This window comes from Thalassobius sp. Cn5-15 (assembly GCF_022347685.1).
Taxonomy (GTDB): domain Bacteria; phylum Pseudomonadota; class Alphaproteobacteria; order Rhodobacterales; family Rhodobacteraceae; genus Thalassobius.
The window spans coordinates 326216-343979 of record NZ_JAKRGF010000004.1; the positions used below are offsets into that span (position 1 = coordinate 326216).

16 protein-coding genes are annotated in these 17764 nt (G+C 57.9%); 6 read left to right on the forward strand and 10 right to left on the reverse strand.

The window, feature by feature from the left end:
- The first annotated feature begins 10 nt into the window (after positions 1–10).
- Positions 11–1009, forward strand: coding sequence for a M23 family metallopeptidase (locus tag MHM86_RS11515; RefSeq protein WP_239199521.1), 999 nt, complete (start codon positions 11–13; stop codon positions 1007–1009).
- 3 nt (positions 1010–1012) lie between these two features.
- Here MHM86_RS11515 and MHM86_RS11520 read toward each other — a convergent pair whose 3' ends face one another.
- The gene (locus MHM86_RS11520; protein ID WP_239199524.1) at positions 1013–2005 is read right to left on the reverse strand and encodes a DUF2125 domain-containing protein; all 993 of its coding nucleotides are present in this window, start codon (positions 2003–2005) and stop codon (positions 1013–1015) included.
- 78 nt (positions 2006–2083) lie between these two features.
- Here MHM86_RS11520 and MHM86_RS11525 point away from each other — a divergent pair, with 78 nt between their 5' ends.
- The 3 genes from MHM86_RS11525 (at position 2084) to MHM86_RS11535 (ending at position 5613) form a co-directional block, all read left to right on the forward strand.
- Positions 2084–2614 (forward strand): gamma-glutamylcyclotransferase, encoded by a 531-nt coding sequence (locus MHM86_RS11525; RefSeq protein ID WP_239199527.1) that lies wholly within the window; start codon positions 2084–2086, stop codon positions 2612–2614.
- 66 nt (positions 2615–2680) lie between these two features.
- Positions 2681–3883, forward strand: coding sequence for a biopolymer transporter ExbB (locus MHM86_RS11530; RefSeq protein ID WP_239199530.1), 1203 nt, complete (start codon positions 2681–2683; stop codon positions 3881–3883).
- A gap of 2 nt (positions 3884–3885) precedes the next feature.
- Complete coding sequence (locus MHM86_RS11535) at positions 3886–5613, forward strand: peptidoglycan -binding protein (protein ID WP_239199533.1); 1728 nt, start codon at positions 3886–3888, stop codon at positions 5611–5613.
- A gap of 117 nt (positions 5614–5730) precedes the next feature.
- Here the strand turns inward: MHM86_RS11535 and MHM86_RS11540 are convergent, their stop codons facing one another.
- From MHM86_RS11540 to MHM86_RS11565, 6 genes are all read right to left on the reverse strand, one after another.
- Positions 5731–6141 carry a F0F1 ATP synthase subunit epsilon gene (locus MHM86_RS11540; protein WP_239199536.1) on the reverse strand — a complete coding sequence of 137 codons (411 nt, stop codon included), beginning with the start codon at positions 6139–6141 and terminating at the stop codon, positions 5731–5733.
- Between the two features lie 11 nt (positions 6142–6152).
- Positions 6153–7577: a F0F1 ATP synthase subunit beta gene (atpD, locus tag MHM86_RS11545; RefSeq protein WP_239199539.1), complete on the reverse strand. Its 1425-nt coding sequence runs from the start codon at positions 7575–7577 to the stop codon at positions 6153–6155.
- 18 nt (positions 7578–7595) lie between these two features.
- Positions 7596–8471 carry a F0F1 ATP synthase subunit gamma gene (locus MHM86_RS11550; protein ID WP_239199542.1) on the reverse strand — a complete coding sequence of 292 codons (876 nt, stop codon included), beginning with the start codon at positions 8469–8471 and terminating at the stop codon, positions 7596–7598.
- Positions 8472–8485: 14 nt separating this feature from the next.
- Positions 8486–10024, reverse strand: coding sequence for a F0F1 ATP synthase subunit alpha (atpA, locus tag MHM86_RS11555; RefSeq protein ID WP_239199545.1), 1539 nt, complete (start codon positions 10022–10024; stop codon positions 8486–8488).
- A complete protein-coding gene (locus tag MHM86_RS11560) occupies positions 10025–10585 on the reverse strand; it encodes a F0F1 ATP synthase subunit delta (RefSeq protein ID WP_239199673.1) in 561 nt (186 codons plus the stop codon).
- A 402-nt stretch (positions 10586–10987) separates the two neighbouring features.
- A complete protein-coding gene (locus MHM86_RS11565) occupies positions 10988–11734 on the reverse strand; it encodes a class I SAM-dependent methyltransferase (RefSeq protein WP_239199548.1) in 747 nt (248 codons plus the stop codon).
- A gap of 62 nt (positions 11735–11796) precedes the next feature.
- Between MHM86_RS11565 and gloB the strand changes: the two genes are divergently transcribed.
- On the forward strand, positions 11797–12564 hold the full coding sequence (gloB, locus tag MHM86_RS11570; RefSeq protein WP_239199551.1) for a hydroxyacylglutathione hydrolase: 768 nt from the start codon (positions 11797–11799) through the stop codon (positions 12562–12564).
- 171 nt (positions 12565–12735) lie between these two features.
- Entirely contained in the window at positions 12736–15075 is a 2340-nt protein-coding gene (clpA, locus tag MHM86_RS11575; RefSeq protein WP_239199554.1) for an ATP-dependent Clp protease ATP-binding subunit ClpA, read from the forward strand.
- A 61-nt stretch (positions 15076–15136) separates the two neighbouring features.
- Here the strand turns inward: clpA and MHM86_RS11580 are convergent, their stop codons facing one another.
- The 3 genes from MHM86_RS11580 to MHM86_RS11590 form a co-directional block, all read right to left on the reverse strand.
- Positions 15137–16375 carry an MFS transporter gene (locus MHM86_RS11580; protein ID WP_239199557.1) on the reverse strand — a complete coding sequence of 413 codons (1239 nt, stop codon included), beginning with the start codon at positions 16373–16375 and terminating at the stop codon, positions 15137–15139.
- A gap of 45 nt (positions 16376–16420) precedes the next feature.
- The gene (gene arfB, locus MHM86_RS11585) at positions 16421–16840 is read right to left on the reverse strand and encodes an alternative ribosome rescue aminoacyl-tRNA hydrolase ArfB (protein WP_239199560.1); all 420 of its coding nucleotides are present in this window, start codon (positions 16838–16840) and stop codon (positions 16421–16423) included.
- A 256-nt stretch (positions 16841–17096) separates the two neighbouring features.
- Complete coding sequence (locus MHM86_RS11590) at positions 17097–17729, reverse strand: queuosine precursor transporter (RefSeq protein ID WP_239199563.1); 633 nt, start codon at positions 17727–17729, stop codon at positions 17097–17099.
- Between the last annotated feature and the right edge of the window lie 35 nt (positions 17730–17764).

Below are 17764 nucleotides of genomic sequence, written 5' to 3' on the forward strand. Positions count from 1 at the left end.
GTTATAACCCATGTCCGTACGGTTCCGTATTGTCCTGAGCCTTTCCTTATTGATGCCTGCCCTGTCAGCGATTCCTGTGGTGGCGGATCCGGTGATGGTGCAACCGATTGACTGCACCCTTGGTCAGGATTGCTACATCCAGCACTACGTTGACCGCGATGCTGGCGCTGGCGTGCGTGACTTCGGATGCGGGGCGCTCAGCTATGATGGGCACAAGGGTACGGATTATGCGTTGATCTCGCTTGACCAGATGGCGGCGGGGGTGAATGTGCTTGCTGCCGCGCCGGGGGTTGTGCGCGGCATACGCGACGGTATGGCGGATGAGTATTACGACGCCGAAACCTCTACAGAGGTGCAGGGCCGCGAATGCGGCAACGGGGTTGCGATTGATCACGGTGGTGGCTGGGTCAGCCAGTACTGTCACCTGAAGCTGGGAAGTATCGCCGTTCAGGAAGGTCAGCGCGTTGCTGCCAACGCGGTGCTGGGACAGGTGGGCTTGTCGGGCAAAACGCAGTTCCCGCATTTGCATCTGTCCATCCGCCATCAGGGGCAGGTCACTGATCCGTTTCAGCCTCACGCGGATAAGTGTAACGCGGATGAGGTGGACACCCTGTGGCGGGATGCGCCTGACTATCAGCCGGGCGGTTTTATCGATCTTGGCTTTGCCAACGCGGTGCCCAGTTACGACGCGATCAAGGCTGGTCAGGCACATCAGGCACTGACAATCACATCGCCCGCGCTGGTCACGTGGGCCTATGCCTATGGCAGTCGTCAGGGGGACGTGCTGCTGATGCGCCTCACCGGGCCTCAACTCATCGAAGGTAACGCCGGTCCCAAGATCGCAGAACAACGCATTCTGCTGAAAAAATCACAGGCCATTTTTTTCCGTGCGATTGGCCGCAAACGACCCGCTGCTGGCTGGGCCAAAGGGCTCTACCGTGCAGAGGTTGAGCTTATCCGCGACGGTGTGCTCTTGGATCGCCGCGAGACGGTGATTGAGTTGCGTTAAGCGTTAGCGCAGGCGGAAATTCGGTGCTGGTCCCAGTGGAAGCGGGCCAAAGAACAGTGTCTCACCAGCGAACGTCAGCGGCAGGTCCAGCGTATTGGGATTGCCTGACAGGCCTGCAACAACCTCTAACCCACCGCTGAGCGTTTGAGCCCAATCCGGCGTCAATGCACCCGCGGCCACCGCCATTTGCACGATCTCGCGCCAATTGCGTGCCTTGACCACCAGCTTGCCAGTTGCCCAGCCGAGTTCATCAATCGCCAGATCCCCAGCCAGTGCCAGCTCCAGCTCACCCCATTTGGCCTCTGCCAAAGTGACGGTCAAAGCTGTGGGCTGCGGACGGGACTGTTCCAGTGCGTGCCGGTCCCAGAGCGCGTCAAACGACATGCGCAGATCGGCGCTGAAGGACGATAATGCGCCGGGCAGATGATCATCGATATCGACCAGCGTTTTGAATGTGCGTGCCGGTGCCAGATCATCGGCGCTGAGTGCGAATCGGTAGCTTTTGTCATCCTCTGCCATCAAGGCAGCACGCAGGGCGGTCATCGCGGTGCCATCACCGGATGGGCCAGTGATCTGTAACATGTCTGCGGCCAGATTGACGCGGTCCAGTGCCACTGCGGTGCCAGCTGTCACCACAGAGGCCTGCATCCGATCACTGCTGATCTGATAGGTGGCAAAGGGCGTCGCCAGTTCCTGCTCGTTCGGCCAGATCGCAATGATGTGGTTCGGTTTGTAAGACAGCGCCAGAAGCTGGAAAAATGACGTCTGCCACGCCCAACCGGTGTCGGGATCCGCCAGAATCAGATCGCTGAGCGTTACGTCAAAGCGGTTCGGAAATCCCGCAACGCGAATGTCAGATGTTTCGGCCACCCAACCTTCTGAACGGCGTGCATCAAACCATGTGCTGGCGCCGGATTTCACCCCTTGCGCCCCGACTCCCCAATAGGCAGCCCACAGCATGGCTGCGGCGACAATAACGATCAATAGACGTTTCACGGGATCTAACCCTTTCCTCTGCGCGGCGCGTGGTGTTTAGAGGAGAGATAGCTGCGCCAGAGCGAAAGGACCAGTGGCATGACGATGTGGGTGTTTGGTTATGGATCACTCTTGTGGAATCCGGGCTTCGCGCCGGCGGAACAGGCGCTGGCGACGTTGCCGGATTATCATCGCAGCTTCTGTATGAGCTCTATTCACCACCGCGGCACAGTGGAAAAACCGGGACTGGTTTTGGCGTTGGATGAACTGGCCGGGGCCTCTTGCCACGGGCTGGCCCTGTCGGTGCGTGCGGGTGAGGAGGAAGAGGTGCTGGCCTACCTGCGCGAACGGGAGTTGGTCAGCTCTGCCTATTTGGAAAAAGTTCTGGAGGTTGACCTGCGCGATGGCCGTCGGGTGCAGGCGGTGACCTATGTCATTGATCCGCATCATGAACAATATTGCGGTGGTATGGCGCTGGAAAGACAAGCCGACATCATCGCTCACGCTGTTGGGGGACGCGGGCCGAACCCTGAATATCTGTATAACACTGCCAGTCATCTGCACGCGTTGGGCATTCAGGATGCAGAGCTGGATTGGTTGACCGAACGAGTGCGTGATCTGACCGCATAAACGCTTGGCATAACAGCGGCTTCCCCATAGAGTTTTGTTAACAACAACAAGTCGGGATCTGTCCGAATGGTACAGACTGACCAAGAGGTCGCGCCGCAGTTCTCCCCTCCGTTTCGCCAGATCCTGTCGATGGTTCTGGTGTTGGGTCTAGCGGCATTTGTGGTATTTCTGGCTCTGCCGCGCATTCTGCCGGTGTTTGAGGCCAACCCTTACCTGAACGGGTTCATCCTGTTTGTCTTTGCCATCGGCGTGCTGGCCTGTTTCTGGCAGGTTGCGCAGTTGTTCAATTCGGTCCGCTGGATTGAGGCATTCGTCACTGGTCGTGACGAGATGGAGCATCTCCGTGCGCCCCGCCTGCTGGCGCCGTTGGCGTCTTTGCTGCGGCGGCACTCAGCGCGGATGGAAATCCCGACATCCTCGACCAGTTCAATTCTTGATTCCGTGGCCACGCGGATTGATGAGGCGCGGGAAATCACGCGCTATATCGTCAACTTGCTGATCTTTCTCGGCCTGCTTGGCACGTTCTACGGCCTTGCCACCACGGTGCCTGCACTGGTCGATACCATCCGCAGCCTCGCGCCGTCTGAGAGTGAGAGTGGGGTAGAGGTTTTTGGTCGCTTGATGAGTGGCCTGGATCAGCAGCTGTCTGGTATGGGCGTTGCCTTTGGCTCGTCCCTTTTGGGGCTTGCCGGATCGCTGGTTGTTGGCCTGCTGGAACTGTTTGCCGGTCATGGTCAGAACCGTTTTTACCGCGAGTTGGAAGAGTGGCTGTCCACCATCACCCGCGTCAGCTTCTCCAGCAGTGAAGGGGAGGCATCAGGTGAGTACGGTGCTGCGGTGCAGATCCTTGATCATATGCAGGATCAAATGGGCCAGATGCGCGGCATTTTTGAACAGTCAGAGGCAGGGCGCGCTCAGGTCGAACAGCAATTGGGCGCTTTGGCTGGGTCATTAGAACGGCTGACCGATCGGCTGGCAGAGGATCGGTCGATCAACGGTGCACTGGAACGGCTGGCGGACAGTCAGGCAGAACTGGTGGCAGCGCTGACAGAAGGTGGCGGTGAGGGTATCGACGCCGAAAGTCGGATGCGCCTGCGGTCGATCGACGTGCAACTGTTGCGCATTCTGGAAGAGATCAGCGCAGGCCGTCAGGAAACCATGGCAGAGTTGAGGATGGATATCGCATCCCTCACCCGTCTGATCGCCCAAGGTCGTATTGCCGAACATAGCCAACCGATGATGCGCACGCCTCGCGATTCAGAGGCCTGATCATGGCTTTGTCACGGCGCACTGGACAACGTTTTCAAAACTCCATTTGGCCGGGATTCGTTGATGCGATGACCGGCCTGCTGCTGGTTTTGATGTTTGTCCTGACCATCTTCATGGTGGTGCAGTTTGTGCTGCGCGAAACCATCACCGGACAGCGCGCCGAATTGGACACGCTGTCGCTGGAGATTTCGGCGTTGGCCGAGGCGCTGGGGTTGGAACAGCGCAAAACGGCAGAGCTGACTGCGCAGGTTGGTGCATTGGATGCGACACTGGCGGTGGCGCGGTCTACCGCTGCCGCGCAGGAAGCGCTGATTATCTCGCTGAACAATGATCTGGCCAATGCACAGGGGCAGATCAGCGATTTTGAGGCGCAGGTGGCCACACTCTTGGCGGCGCAGGCGAACAATGAAGCGGCGATTGCCACGCTAGAAAGTGAACGTGCTGATTTGTTGTCAGAACAGGAGGCGCTGAACCTAGCGCTTGCCAGTACCCGCGATGAGGTGGACGCACAGGCAGAGGCAGCACGTCTGGCCGCAGCGCAGGCGGAGGCGTTGGAGGCGTTGGTGGCGGATCTGAACGCCGACAAGGCTGCTCTGGTGACTGAGCAGGCAGAACTGTCAGAAGCCCTATCAGAAGCGGAGCGGGCACGCATCGCCGAAGCGGCCGCTGCGGACGCCCTGCGCGCTCGTATGGAAAACGCTGATGCAGAATTGACCGCTATGTCGCTGGCGCTGGAACGCCGGCGTAAGGAGGCGGAGGAGACGCTGGCGCTTCTGGCGGCTGCAGATGCCGCGCGGAGTGAGTTGTCGGAAAAGCTGGCGGCGGTTTTGGCTGAGCAGGCCGCGCAGGACACCATAGATAGCGAGACACAAGAGGCGCTTGCCGCGGCCCTTGCTGCCCGTTTGGCGGCGGAGGCTGAAGCGGCTGAGCAGTTGAGTGAAGCAGAGCGCCGCCAAGCCCTGCTGGCCACCGCACAGGCGCAGCTGCAAGAGCAAGAGGCGCTGGCCTCTGAGGCTCAGAAACAGCAGGCGCTCTTGAACCAGCAACTTGCGGCGCTGCGCACGCAGCTGTCCAGCCTGCAGGCGATTATCGACGATTATCAGGCCCGCGATGCGGCGGCGCAGGTTCAGTTGCAGACGCTGGGCTCAAACCTAAACGCCGCGCTTGCACGTGCCGCTTCTGAAGAACGCAAGCGTCGTCAGCTGGAAGAGGCAGAGCGCTTGCGTCTGGAGGACGAGAAGAGGCGGCTGGAAGCGGAAAATCTGGATTTGGAAAATTACCGTTCTGATTTCTTTGGCCGCCTGCGCACGCTGCTCGGCACGCAAGAAGGGGTGCGGATTGTTGGCGACCGGTTCGTGTTTTCCTCTGAAGTTCTTTTTGCTTCGGGGCGTGCGGATTTGTCGGATCTGGGCACGCAAGAAATCGCCAAGGTCGCGGCAATTTTGCGCAGCGTGATTGATGACATCCCGGCAGAGATCGATTGGATCATTCGCGTCGATGGCCATACCGATGATCAGCCGCTAGGGACAGGGGCGCCCTTTGCTGATAACTGGGAGCTTAGTCAAGCGCGCGCGCTATCGGTGGTGCGGTTCATGGTTGAACGTTTGGGAATCCCGCCCACGCGTGTCAGTGCCAATGGGTTTGGGGAATACCAACCGGTGAACCCAGCGGACACCGCGCAGGCCCGTGCGCAGAATCGGCGGATCGAACTGAAACTGACCGAACGCTAAGCGCGGGGCGCGAGAGAGCTGCAGGGGCGACCTGACTATCAGATCCTCCTGCAACAAACACAAGAAAAAGGCCCCGGAAAATTCCGAGGCCTTTTTGAGTTTGGTACTGGAGTTAGCTTAGACCGACAGGCCGATCTGTGCGCCAATGGCTTCCAGGTCAGACACCAGCTTTGCTGCGACGTCTACTTGGCCACCATTTGCTTTGGCCGCTTCCAGCGCGTCGTTGGCTGCTGCGATCATGCCTTTGAGGTCGTCAGCGCTGACGTCCTCGCGGGCGATAGCGCGCTCTGCCAGAACGGAGATGCCATTGGTGCCGATTTCGGCGAAACCGCCGGTCACGACATAATCTGCAGAACCGTTCGGGCCGCTGACGCTCAGCAAACCGGGGCGCAGGGTGGTGATGGTGGACGCATGGCCCGCCATGGCAGTCATGTCGCCATCAGCACCCGGGATTTGGACCTGTTCAACCGCGAACGAAGCAAGGCTCCGTTCGGGGCTTACGAGGTCGAATTGCACTGTTTCAGCCATTCAGAGCCTCCTTAGGCTGCTTCTGCAGCCATTTTTTCAGCTTTTGCGATCACTTCATCGATGCCGCCAACCATGTAGAAGGCTGCTTCGGGCAGGTGATCGTATTCGCCAGCCACAACAGCTTTGAACGAAGAAATGGTGTCTTCCAGCTGAACCTGAACACCGTCAGAGCCGGTGAACACTTTCGCAACGTCGAAGGGCTGCGACAGGAAGCGCTGGATCTTACGAGCACGGGCAACAGTCAGTTTGTCTTCTTCCGACAGTTCGTCCATGCCGAGGATCGCGATGATGTCCTGCAGCGACTTGTAGCGCTGGAGGATACCCTGAACCTCGAAGGCCACCTTGTAGTGCTCTTCGCCAACAACCGACGGGTCCATCAGACGCGACGATGAGTCCAGCGGGTCAACGGCGGGGTAGATGCCCAGCTCGGAGATCGCACGGTTCAGAACGGTGGTTGCGTCCAAGTGGGCGAAGGTGGTTGCAGGTGCCGGGTCGGTAAGGTCGTCCGCCGGTACGTATACAGCCTGGATCGAGGTGATCGAGCCGTTCTTGGTCGAGGTAATACGCTCCTGCATGGCGCCCATGTCGGTTGCCAGGGTCGGCTGGTAGCCCACCGCCGAAGGAATACGGCCCAGAAGCGCCGATACCTCGGAACCCGCCTGAGTGAAGCGGAAGATGTTGTCGACAAAGAACAGAACGTCGGTACCGGACTGGTCACGGAACTGTTCGGCCAGCGTCAGACCGGTCAGAGCAACACGTGCACGTGCACCCGGAGGTTCGTTCATCTGACCATAAACCAGCGCAACCTGCGACTCTTCGAGGTTGTCAGGCTTAATAACGTTAGATTCGATCATCTCGTGGTAGAGGTCGTTACCTTCACGGGTACGCTCACCAACACCAGCAAACACCGAGAAGCCCGAGTGCACTTTTGCGATGTTGTTGATCAGTTCCATGATCAGAACGGTTTTGCCAACACCGGCGCCGCCGAACAGACCAATTTTACCACCCTTAGCGTAAGGCGCCAGCAGGTCGATAACCTTGATGCCGGTGACCAGAACTTCGGACTCGGTCGACTGTTCGTCGAACTCGGGTGCGGGCTGGTGGATGGCGCGGGTTTCGTCTGCGTTTACCGGACCCTGCTCGTCAACGGGCTCGCCGACAACGTTCAGGATACGGCCCAGGGTCGCGTTACCAACCGGAACCGAGATCGGGCCGGCGGTGTCTACAACTTCTTGACCACGAACCAGACCTTCGGTCGCGTCCATCGCGATGGTGCGGACGGTGTTTTCGCCAAGGTGCTGAGCAACTTCCAGCACCAGGTTCTTACCGTTGTTGTCGGTGTTCAGTGCGTTGAGGATCGGCGGCAGTTCATCTTCAAACTGCACGTCCACAACGGCGCCGATCACCTGAGTGATTTTGCCTTTTGCGTTTGCCATTATTTCGTCTCCGTTCTCTTAGAGCGCCTCAGCGCCCGAGATAATTTCGATAAGTTCGCTGGTGATCACGGCCTGACGCGAGCGGTTGTACTCGATCGTCAGTTTGTCAATCATCTCACCCGCGTTACGGGTTGCGTTGTCCATTGCAGACATACGCGCGCCCTGTTCGGATGCACCATTTTCCAGCAGTGCCGAGAAGATCTGCGTGGCCACGCCGCGCGGCAGAAGGTCGGCCAGAATGGCCTCTTCGTCCGGCTCGTAGTCGTACAGCGCACTCTCGCCTGCATCTTCCGCAGCCTCGAAAGAGGCAGGGATGACCTGCTGTTCCGTTGGGACCTGTGAGATCACCGACTGGAAACGGTTGTAGAAGATCGTGGCGACGTCAAATTCACCAGCATCGAAACGCGACAGCAGGTCGCGCGCCAGATCCTGAGCATTGACGTAACCGACGTTTTTCACCTCGGACAGATCGACATGGCCGATGAAATAGTCGCCCAGGTCACGTTTCATTTGCTCACGGCCCTTTTTACCAACGGTCAAGATTTTGACCGTCTTGCCTTGAGCGATCAGCTCTTCGGCTTTGGAACGTGCAAGTTTGGCGATCGAGCTGTTGAAGCCACCGCAGAGACCACGCTCTGCCGTCATCACCACCAAGAGCTGCACCTGGTCGGAACCGGTGCCCGCCAGCAGCTTGGGTGCGCTGCCGGAGGTGCCAACCGAAGCGGCCAACCCACCCAGAACGGCGTTAAACCGTTCTGCGTAGGGACGCGCCGCCTCAGCAGAGTCTTGCGCCCGACGAAGTTTCGCCGCCGCAACCATCTGCATGGCCTTGGTGATCTTCCGAGTGTTTTTCACACTCTCGATCCGAATTTTTAGGTCCTTGAGACTCGGCATTGCCTTATCTCCCCTTAAGCGAAGTCAGCTGCGAATTCGTCCAGCGCGGCTTTTACTTTGTCAGCCAGCTCACCTTTAACCTTACGGTCGTTGTCGGTGATGTCAGCCAGCAGGTCCGCGTGCTTGCCGCGCAGGTGCGCCAGCAGGCCAGCCTCATAGCGGGCAACGTCGCTTACTTCGATTTTGTCCAGATAGCCGTTGGTACCTGCAAAGATCATGCAGACGATTTCGGCGTTGGTCAGCGGCGAGTACTGAGGCTGTTTCATCAGCTCGGTCAGACGGGCGCCACGGGCCAGCAGCTGCTGGGTGGAGGCGTCCAGATCGGAACCAAACTGCGCAAACGCAGCCATTTCGCGGTACTGCGCCAGCGACAGTTTAACCGGACCGGCAACCGACGACATCGCTTTGGTCTGAGCCGAGGAGCCCACGCGCGATACCGACAGACCGGTGTTCACTGCAGGGCGGATACCCTGGTAGAACAGTTCGGTTTCCAGGAAGATCTGACCGTCGGTGATCGAGATCACGTTGGTCGGAATAAATGCGGAAACGTCGCCGCCCTGGGTTTCAATGATCGGCAGTGCGGTCAGCGAACCTGCGCCGTGATCTTCGTTCAGCTTTGCCGAACGTTCCAGCAGACGCGAGTGGAGGTAGAAAACGTCACCCGGGTACGCTTCACGGCCCGGCGGACGACGCAGCAACAGCGACATCTGACGGTAAGACACAGCTTGTTTGGACAGGTCATCATAGATGATCAGCGCGTGCTTGCCGTTGTCACGGAAGTATTCGGCCATTGCGGTCGCGGCGTAAGGCGCCAGGAACTGCATCGGAGCCGGGTCGGACGCGGTTGCGGCCACAACGATCGAGTATTCGATCGCACCGGTTTCTTCCAGCTTCTTCACCAGCTGTGCAACGGTCGAACGTTTCTGACCAACTGCAACGTAAACGCAGTACAGTTTCTTGCTCTCATCGTCGCCGGCGGCGTCGTTGTAGGATTTCTGGTTCAGGATCGCGTCCAGAGCAACGGCAGTTTTACCGGTCTGACGGTCGCCAATGATCAGCTCACGCTGGCCACGGCCGATCGGGATCATTGCGTCAACCGATTTCAGGCCGGTTGCCATCGGTTCGTGAACCGATTTACGCGGGATGATGCCCGGCGCTTTCTGGTCAGCAATGCGACGCTCAACCGCTTCGATCGGGCCTTTGCCGTCCAGCGGGTTGCCCAGACCGTCAACAACGCGGCCCAGCAGACCTTCACCGGCAGGCACGTCAACGATGGAGTTGGTGCGCTTTACGGTGTCGCCTTCTTTAATGTCACGGTCGGTACCGAAGATAACGACACCGACGTTGTCGCTTTCCAGGTTCAGGGCCATCCCGCGGATACCACCGGGGAATTCGACCATTTCACCAGCCTGGATGTTGTCAAGGCCGTGTACGCGAGCAATACCGTCACCGACGGAGAGCACGCGACCAACCTCAGCAACTTCGGCTTCCTGACCGAAGTTCTTGATCTGGTCCTTCAGGATCGCAGAAATCTCTGCAGCTTGGATACCCATTTATCCGACCTCTTTCATTGCATTCTGGAGGGAGTTGAGCTTGGAGCTGATCGAGGTATCGATCATCTTCGAGCCCACTTTAACGACAAGACCGCCGATGAGAGATTCATCAACGGTCGCATTGATATTCACGGTTTTACCCACACGCGCAGCCAGAGTCTTTGACAGTTTCTCTGACTGGGTCTTGGTCAGGGCTTTCGCGCTGGTCACGTCTGCAGTGACTTCACCCTTCTCTTCCGAGATGAGGGCGGACAGCTGCTCTAGCAGCTGCGGCAGCACGAACAGGCGGCGCTTTTGCGCCATCAGCGCCAGACCGTCACGCAGGACAGTCTCCAGACCCATTTTCTGGGCCACGGCGATGATTGCCTTTTCTTGTTCGTCACGCGACACCAGCGGAGAGCTGATCAGCCCGCGCAGCTCTTCGCTGGCCTCCAGGGCTGCAGAGAGATCGGTGACATTGGATTCAAGATTGCCGAGAGCATTGCTCTCATTGGCAATCTCAAAGATTGCGGTGGCATAGCGCGCGGCAATGCCTGAGGAGATCGAAGCTGGTTCGGACACGTCCACCCTTCCGACTTTTCTGGCCCCGGCCCGGCGCATACGGAACCGTCCCGGGGGCGTTTAGATCCCAAGCCAGAGTGGTACTCGGACTTTTGTATCGAAATCGCTGGGGGTGTAGCAGAGCAACCGCATCCTATCAACCTGTTGTGACTTCGCGGCATGCAAAAGAATACCACGCCTTTTCATTGCGTTAGTCACAGTGCGACGCTTTGTTGCGTAAATCGGTCACAAAAAGCGACCAGTTAGGCACATCTTTTTCGATTCCCTGTGCGACAATCGTTGCGCCAAAAACGGAACGCCGCGTCACAAGGTCGATGCAAACGTGCAACAGGTGATCGCTAACAGCGAATTTTGGGAAGGTCCAGACGCCCAAATTGCGCCAAATTGGCGCGGTCGCGTGGATCAGATCGGCGCCACTTCCTTCGATGGATTAGGCGTCAAAATCTGCAATGGGCGGCTTACCGTTTCGCGCAAACCTGGCCCGCTGGGGGCCTGAATGCGTTTCGATACCTCAACCATGATCACCCCGCCTGCGGCGATCTTGGGCAACGAATGACCCAACTGTTCGATCACCTGGCCGGTCTTGCGCCAGAATCGCTGCTGCGAGGGCGGCTGAAACAGCGCGTATTCGTGCCGTTCGATGCTAAACTCGTGCTGGCGCAGCTGCGTCTCCAGCTGGCCCAGCGTATAGGGACGGCCATAGCCGAACGGTGTGCGGTCACTGCGCGACCAAAGGCCTGCACGATTTGGCACGATAAAGACTGCCCGCCCACCGGGGCCTAGCACGCGATAGCATTCGTCCAGCAGGGCAGAGGGCTGTTCGCTGGTTTCCAGCCCGTGCATAACCACGAGCCTGTCCACATGGCCTGTATCTACGGGCCAGCTGACCTCTTCGCACAGGACCGCCATATTTGGCATGCCAGTTGGCCACGGCATCACCCCCTGCGGTGCAGGCATCAGGCCGGTGATCCGACGTGCGTCGTTCATGTAGGGGCGCAGCAATGGGACGGCGAAACCAAAGCCAACAATCGTTTCACCGGTTGCATTGGGCCACATGGTCACCAGATGATCGCGCACCGCCTTTTGGGCCGCACGTCCCAGCGTGCTGCGATAATAGAAATTGCGCAGGTCTTTCACATCAAGGTGCATTGCAGCCGGTCCTTTGATCCGCCACTCTGGGTCCCACCATAGCGATCACATAAGGAAACGCCATGCCCCTTGAGCTTGTGACCATTCCCTGTCTGGCAGACAATTACGCGTATCTGATCCATAATACGACCACCGGCCAGACTGCGGCTGTGGATGTGCCAGAGGCGGCACCGATCAGAGCGGCCTTAAAACAGCGAGCTTGGGTTTTGTCGGATGTGCTGCTGACCCATCACCATTGGGACCATGTGGATGGCCTGGCGGATCTTTTGGCGGATCATCCCGCAAATGTGATCGGGGCAGAGGCGGATGCGCACCGTCTGCCGCCACTTGATATTGCCGTGGCCGAAGGGGACCGCCTGATCCTCTGTGGCGAAGAGATGCAGGTGATGGATGTATCCGGTCACACGCAGGGCCATGTCGCCTTTCATTTCGCGGCCTCGAAACTGGTGTTCACCGCAGACAGCCTGATGGCGTTGGGATGCGGACGCCTGTTTGAAGGCGCGCCGGATCAGATGTTTGAAAGCCTTGCGAAACTGGCGGCGCTGCCGGCGGACACTCTTGTCTGTTCGGGCCACGAATACACACTTTCCAATGCCAAATTCGCGATCACCATTGACCCAGAGAATGCAGCGCTTATCTCTCGTATACAGCAAATCGAACAGGCCCGCGCCGCAGGTCAGGCAACGGTCCCCAGCCAATTGTCACTAGAACTGTCAACGAACCCATTCCTGCGCTGCACTGATCCGGCAGTACAGGCGACGGTTGGCATGATCGATGCAGAACCCGCAGCAGTATTTGCAGAGATCAGATCGCGTAAAGATAACTTCTGAGTATTTGCCCTGCGGATCGGCAAACAGACGAATATAAAGGTTGACTGGTAGAAAAGACTTGAAGACCCCGCAATATCGACCAAACTTTAACCTAATACGGGTTATGGTCGTTAGAATGTAGGAGCCCGCACTTCACGGACTTTCGACCCAAAGCAGGAAGGAGCGCTAACTGTGCCTTCATTCTCGAATACGCTGGAACAGGCGATTCACGCGGCCTTGGCCCTGGCCAATGCCCGCAAACACGAATTCGCAACGCTGGAGCATCTGCTCTTGGCGTTGATCGACGAACCTGACGCCATGCGTGTTCTGAAAGCATGTTCTGTGGACACAGAGGACTTGCGCGGAACGCTGGTGGAATTTATCGACGATGACCTCAGCAATCTGATCACCGAAGTGGAAGGATCGGAGGCTGTTCCAACAGCCGCCTTCCAGCGGGTGATCCAACGCGCCGCGATCCATGTCCAAAGCTCCGGCCGCACAGAGGTGACTGGCGCCAATGTGCTTGTCGCGATCTTTGCTGAACGCGAATCCAATGCTGCCTACTTTCTGCAGGAGCAGGACATGACCCGCTACGATGCGGTGAATTTCATCGCGCATGGCGTGGCGAAGGATCCATCCTATGGTGAGGCACGTCCTGTTTCCGGCGCTGAAGACGAAGCTGAGGAAAGCCTGCACGGCGAGATGAGCGGTGGGTCCGAGGCTGTGGATCCCAAGGAATCCGCGCTGGGCAAATACTGCGTCAATCTGAATGAGAAATCCCAGCAGGGCGACATCGACCCGCTGATCGGCCGCAACCATGAGGTGGAACGCTGCATTCAGGTTCTGTGCCGCCGCCGCAAGAACAATCCGCTTTTGGTGGGCGATCCTGGCGTGGGCAAAACTGCCATCGCTGAAGGTCTGGCCCGCAAAGTTGTGGCAGGTGAAACCCCTGAGGTTCTGTCGGAAACGATCATCTATTCACTGGATATGGGCGCACTGCTGGCGGGCACCCGCTATCGCGGTGATTTTGAAGAACGGCTGAAGGCCGTGATGACCGAGCTGGAGGAACATCCAGACGCGGTGCTGTTCATCGACGAAATTCACACCGTGATCGGCGCTGGCGCCACTTCGGGCGGTGCGATGGATGCGTCGAACCTGCTGAAACCTGCACTGCAGGGTGGCAAGCTGCGCTGCATGGGATCGACCACCTACAAGGAATTCCGTCAACACTTCGAAAAAGACCGCGCGCTGAGCCGTCGTTTCCAGAAAATTGACGTCAGTGAACCCTCGGTCGAGGATTCGGTGAAAATCCTTAAGGGTCTGAAGCCCTATTTCGAGGACCACCATGGTATCAAATTCACCAATGATGCGATCAAGACCGCGGTAGAACTGTCGGCCCGTTATATCAACGACCGTAAGCTACCGGACAAAGCGATTGATGTTATTGACGAAGCTGGCGCTGCCCAGCATCTGGTGCCGGAAAGCAAGCGTCGCAAAACCATCGGTGTGAAAGAGATCGAAGGCGTGGTGGCCAAAATCGCCCGTATTCCGCCAAAGAACGTGTCTAAAGATGACGCTGAGGTGCTGAAAGATCTGGAGAAATCGCTGAAACGCGTGGTCTTCGGTCAGGATCCCGCGATTGAGGCGTTGTCCAGCGCGATCAAACTGGCCCGTGCGGGCCTGCGCGAACCGGAAAAACCCATCGGCAACTATCTGTTCGCGGGTCCGACTGGCGTGGGTAAAACCGAGGTGGCGAAACAGTTGGCGGACCAGTTGGGTGTGGAACTGCTGCGCTTTGATATGTCCGAATATATGGAGAAACACGCTGTGTCCCGTCTGATCGGCGCGCCTCCGGGCTATGTCGGTTTTGATCAGGGTGGCATGCTGACCGACGGTGTGGATCAGCATCCGCATTGTGTGCTGCTGCTTGATGAGATGGAGAAAGCGCATCCGGATGTTTACAACATTTTGTTGCAGGTGATGGACCACGGCAAACTGACGGATCACAACGGTCGTACTGTTGATTTCCGCAATGTGATTTTGATCATGACTTCGAACGCCGGGGCTGCGGAAATGTCCAAGGCGGCTATTGGTTTCGGTCGTGATCGCCGTGAGGGTGAGGATACCGCCGCGATCGAACGCACCTTTACACCTGAATTCCGCAACCGTCTGGATGCGGTGGTCAGCTTCGGCGCGCTGCCGAAAGAGGTGATTCTGCAGATTGTAGAGAAGTTCGTACTGCAGCTTGAAGCGCAGTTGATGGACCGCAACGTCCACATCGAATTGACCCGTCCTGCGGCCGAATGGCTGGGCAACAAGGGCTATGATGACAAAATGGGCGCCCGCCCGCTGGGCCGCGTTATTCAGGAGCATCTGAAAAAACCGCTGGCAGAGGAGTTGCTGTTTGGCAAGCTGACCAAAGGCGGCGTGGTCAAAGTTGGCATCAAGGATGGCGAGTTGGATCTGCGCATCGAAGGCCCGAAAAAGCAGCAAATCACCGGCGACAAGCCGCCGTTGCTGACCGCAGAGTGATCTGAATCGCATTTTAATCAGAAAACCGGCCCCAATGTGGGCCGGTTTTTCTTTGCACCCTTCACGCGGGCTGTTTCGGGTGCACTCTGGCCGGATGACCTGCGTGTTTTTCGCGGGCAGAGACAAAGATGTAGGTGATGACCCCGATATTGCCCAGGTTCCAGATGATGCCGTTCCAGAAGGCCAATTGGTAGCTGCCGCTGAGATCATAGATCACACCGGACACCCAACCGCCCAGAGCCATCCCGACAATCGTTGACATCATCACAAAACCAACCCAACGACCGGCTTCGCGTGCGGGCATCAGTTCGCGAACGATGACGGCATAGGATGGCACGATGCCTCCTTGAGCTAATCCAAAAATGGCAGACACAACGTAAAGCGACACCAGACCGTCAAACGGCAGATACAAAAACAGCGCCAGCATTTGCAGGGTAGATCCGATTAACAGGGTCAATACCCCGCCCAGAATATCTGCCAACACCCCTGAAAGCAGGCGCGATACCACCCCGCCCAGCAACATCAGCGACAGCATTTCAGCACCGACTGCAGGACCAAATCCCAGATCTACACAGAGCGCAACGATATGCACCTGCGGCATCGACATGGCGACGCAACAGGCCACACCTGCAAGTCCCAGTATCAAGGCAATTTGGCGCGGACTCAATCCGCCAATGCCACCTGCTGCTGCGCCTTGGGCTATGGTTTCCGGCATGTCCGACAGGGGAAGGCGTCGGCGTAATAACAGGGTCAGCGGGGGAACTGTGATCGCAATGATCAGCGCCAGCAGGAGGTAAACCCCGCGCCAGCCTTCACTGGCCAGATGGCCGGATAGAACTACCGGCCAGATCGCACCGGAGAGGTAGTTGGCGCTGGCGATGACCGCGATGGCGATGCCGCGACGGCGCTGAAACCACAGTGACACATCGGCAATCAGCGGGCCAAAACTGGCCGCCGTGCCCAGACCCACCAGCACATGTAACAGGGACACGATGCCAATTCCGGAACTGGCCGCTGCCAGTGCAAATCCCGCTGCCATCACCAATGACATGCCAGACAGCACTCGCACCACACCAAAGCGGTCCACCATCATTCCAATGAGGAAATTCCCAAGCGCAAACCCCACCATTGTCCAAACATAGGGATAAGATGCTTGCGCACGATCAAGGTCAAATTCGGCCTGAATTGCGGGCATTACCATGATGACAATCCACATCCCGACATTGCCGATCAGCCCGATCAGCAATGACAGGCCAAGGCGGCCCCAGGAATAGCGGCTGTCTAATACGGTGCTTTGCATCTCGGCAGTTTGGTCGCGCAGGTTAACCGAGGATAGACCGTAGAGTTACGTATCGGGAATCTTGCCGCGCAGGGCCTTCACCTCGCCACGTTGCTTTTTGGCATCCAGCCGACGGCGTTGACTGCCTTTGGTGGGTTTGGTGGGGATACGTCGTTTCGGGCGATGCGTTGCCTTCTCGATCAGCTCAACCAGCCGTTCACGTATAATCTCGCGGTTGCGGGCCTGACTACGGGTTTCGTCACAAAAGAGGATCAGCGCTCCCTCTTTGGTCCAACGTCGCCCCGCCAGCCGTTTCAACCGCGCTTTTACAGGACCGGGCAGATGCGGCGATCGTTCTGCTTCAAACCGCAGCTCTACAGCGGTGGACACCTTGTTGACGTTTTGCCCGCCGGGGCCAGAGGCCCGGATGAACTGTTCGCTGATTTCCCAATCGGCGATGCTGATATCGTCAGTGACCCGTAACATGGCCCCAAGATCCCTGAAATCCACGCAAAAGAAAAGGGCCGCACCCGATCTGGGCCCGACCCTAGGGGTTAAAGGAGGTGGTCCGGTTAGGTTTCACCCAACTCCAGTGGTTTCTCAGCCAAGGGCTGCCTCAGCTTCGATCCTCCAGAATTGTCCCGACACCGTTCTCCATGATCCCATTAGACACTAGGCACCTCCTTTCTGAAGTTTAAGATAACCTCAGCGTGACACAGATTTTCCCAATGTCAAAACAAAATCATGTGGTCCGCGTCGTGAGCGACCCCACAATGATGCGGAATGGTACAAGAGCGAGCAATGCCAGTGACAGTTTTACCATCCAGTCCGCGACAGCCAGCGACACCCACAGCGGTGCAATCGGCCCACTGCCCAGAAGCGGCAGCATGTCACCAGCCCACGAGACGTCGTTTGCTGGTTCCACAAAAGTCAGAGCGCCTGAAAATGCGATGGTGAAGAAGATTGCGGTGTCCAGCGACGACCCGATGAGGGTGGAAGCCAGTGGGGCCCGCCACCACGCGCCGTTGCGTAGGCGGTTAAACACGGCCACGTCAGTCAGCTGGGCGACCAGAAACGCGGTACCGGAACCGATGGCGATGCGCAGTGTCACGGCGGGGTAGCTGAACCCGTCACCCTGCAACATGATATGGGTGCCGATCAGCGAACAGATCACGCCAACGATGAAACCGGCGATGACCACACGGCGGGCCGGGCCGGCGCCGTAAACCCGGTTCATCACATCAGTGACCAGGAAAGCGATGGGGTAGGTGAAGGCACCCCAGGTCAGCCAATCCCCATAGAGGAATTGCACCAGGACGTTCGAGGCAACCACAACAGCTGCCATGGCCAGAATGCCAGGGAGGTATTTGTTCATGTCAGTTTTCCGTTTTAACAAGGTAGCGGCGACTT

Bases quoted from the DNA above. Each gene is read 5' to 3' on its own strand.
- MHM86_RS11515 (WP_239199521.1), top strand. From the start codon at position 11: ATGTCCGTACGGTTCCGTATTGTCCTGAGCCTTTCCTTATTGATGCCT.
- MHM86_RS11590 (WP_239199563.1), bottom strand. From the start codon at position 17,729: ATGAACAAATACCTCCCTGGCATTCTGGCCATGGCAGCTGTTGTGGTT.
- MHM86_RS11565 (WP_239199548.1), bottom strand. From the start codon at position 11,734: ATGCACCTTGATGTGAAAGACCTGCGCAATTTCTATTATCGCAGCACG.
- MHM86_RS11530 (WP_239199530.1), top strand. From the start codon at position 2,681: ATGGTACAGACTGACCAAGAGGTCGCGCCGCAGTTCTCCCCTCCGTTT.
- atpD (WP_239199539.1), bottom strand. From the start codon at position 7,577: ATGGCAAACGCAAAAGGCAAAATCACTCAGGTGATCGGCGCCGTTGTG.
- MHM86_RS11540 (WP_239199536.1), bottom strand. From the start codon at position 6,141: ATGGCTGAAACAGTGCAATTCGACCTCGTAAGCCCCGAACGGAGCCTT.
- MHM86_RS11580 (WP_239199557.1), bottom strand. From the start codon at position 16,375: ATGCAAAGCACCGTATTAGACAGCCGCTATTCCTGGGGCCGCCTTGGC.
- MHM86_RS11535 (WP_239199533.1), top strand. From the start codon at position 3,886: ATGGCTTTGTCACGGCGCACTGGACAACGTTTTCAAAACTCCATTTGG.
- arfB (WP_239199560.1), bottom strand. From the start codon at position 16,840: ATGTTACGGGTCACTGACGATATCAGCATCGCCGATTGGGAAATCAGC.
- MHM86_RS11525 (WP_239199527.1), top strand. From the start codon at position 2,084: ATGACGATGTGGGTGTTTGGTTATGGATCACTCTTGTGGAATCCGGGC.
- gloB (WP_239199551.1), top strand. From the start codon at position 11,797: ATGCCCCTTGAGCTTGTGACCATTCCCTGTCTGGCAGACAATTACGCG.
- atpA (WP_239199545.1), bottom strand. From the start codon at position 10,024: ATGGGTATCCAAGCTGCAGAGATTTCTGCGATCCTGAAGGACCAGATC.
- MHM86_RS11550 (WP_239199542.1), bottom strand. From the start codon at position 8,471: ATGCCGAGTCTCAAGGACCTAAAAATTCGGATCGAGAGTGTGAAAAAC.